The sequence below is a fragment of the bacterium genome (genome assembly GCA_037131655.1).
Taxonomy (GTDB): domain Bacteria; phylum Armatimonadota; class Fimbriimonadia; order Fimbriimonadales; family JBAXQP01; genus JBAXQP01.
This window is the reverse complement of record JBAXQP010000474.1, coordinates 1-1568: the sequence shown is the minus strand read 5'-3', so window position 1 is coordinate 1568 and position 1568 is coordinate 1. Positions and strand designations below refer to the sequence as shown.

The window sequence follows — 1568 nt, the reverse complement described above, 5'->3', positions numbered from 1 at the left end:
GACCCAAGCGCGTATCTTTCATTAATATTAAGGGAATCCCTAATCCCTGATTTTTGATTCCCGCTGCTTTGCTCACCATTGCCGCTACTGCACCTTTCTCGTGCGCTATCGCTACGAACTCATCGCCTTCGAACCGCTCTCCTTTCAGTCCAACAAATAAATCACCACTTTCTGCCTTTCGACTATCGGTGCTAACCCCGGTAAAAAAGACATCTTTACCTCGCCACTCTACATCCAGTGCAAGCGCCGCTTCCTTCACCGTCATCATGCTTGTACTCGTGCCTCTTGTTCTACCAACCCTTGCAACACCTGCCGCGCAACCTCGATGTCGCTGAAAGGAAGTCTTTGTCCCCCAATCTCCTGATACATTTCATGTCCCTTCCCTGCGATTAGTACTATGTCACCCTTCCGCGCATTACTTATCGCACGATAAATCGCCATCGCTCGGTCTTCTTCGATATGATAATTAGCATCCGTTGCTACTGCGATCTCATTGATGATGTCCCGCGGATTTTCGCTTCGCGGGTTGTCGCTTGTTATGATGATCTCATCTGCTAACTGCGAGACCACTCTCCCCAGCATTGGTCGCTTACCGCGATCACGCTCACCCCCGCATCCGAATACACAAACCAATTTTGTATTTTCTATTTTTGGTTTTATTTGGTCCCCAGGTTTGCCAAGGACCTCACGCAGCGTCGTCAATACTTTCTCAATAGCATCTGGACTGTGTGCGTAGTCCACAATCACAAGGGGTTGTGAGGAACCTCCCAGCCGCTCCATCCTTCCCGTTATAGGCTGCACTTGTTTCACAACCTTTACTGCATCGACTAATGTTATGTCGCTTGCTATCAGGACCGCCATCACTGATAACAAATTCGAGGCATTGAATCGGCCCACTAACTCCGTCTTAAATTTTATCCGTTCACTCCTAAACTCGACATCGAATTCCAAGCCATCAATGCTTGACTTGAGATTACTCCCCCTCAACCTACTTATTTTTTTAGACTCTATATCTTCAATTTCTGACTCTTTAAATCCATAACCAATTACCTCAGTTGGAGTTGTTTCTAGTTGTTGCGATATCTCTACTCCAAACTCATCATCCATATTAAGCACAGCATACTTGAGCCCCGGCCAATGAAATAATCTGGCCTTCACGGCACCGTACTCCTTCATGTCATCGTGATAATCAAGGTGATCTCGCGTCAGATTGGTAAATAACGCCACCGCAAATGTTGTTCCATTAATCCGCTCTTGCTTAATTCCATGTGATGAAACTTCCATGGTCACGTATTCGGCGCCTTCCTTTAAAAATTCTGCCATTTTCTTCTGCAACAGAACCGCATCTGGCGTGGTATTGACGGTTGCCGTAAGCGCACCAAGAAACCCATTTCCTAATGTCCCGATAACTGCCGTCTTTCTGCCCAACGCTCCCATTGCCTGGGCGATCCAATGGCTGCACGATGTCTTGCCGTTTGTTCCGGTAATCCCAATTACTCCTAATTTCAGGGAAGGATGACCATATACGTGGTCCGCAATCATTCCTGTTTTTTCATGCAGCTCAGCTA

2 protein-coding genes are annotated in these 1568 nt (G+C 46.9%); both read right to left on the bottom strand.

The annotated features are described in order from the left end of the window. Positions 1 to 268: Mur ligase domain-containing protein (locus tag WCO51_13760; protein ID MEI6514320.1), on the bottom strand; the 268-nt coding region annotated here is incomplete at its 3' end. Beyond that, positions 265 to 1568: UDP-N-acetylmuramoyl-L-alanyl-D-glutamate--2,6-diaminopimelate ligase (locus WCO51_13755; GenBank protein ID MEI6514319.1), on the bottom strand; the 1304-nt coding region annotated here is incomplete at its 5' end. The genes WCO51_13755 and WCO51_13760, both read right to left, overlap by 4 nt.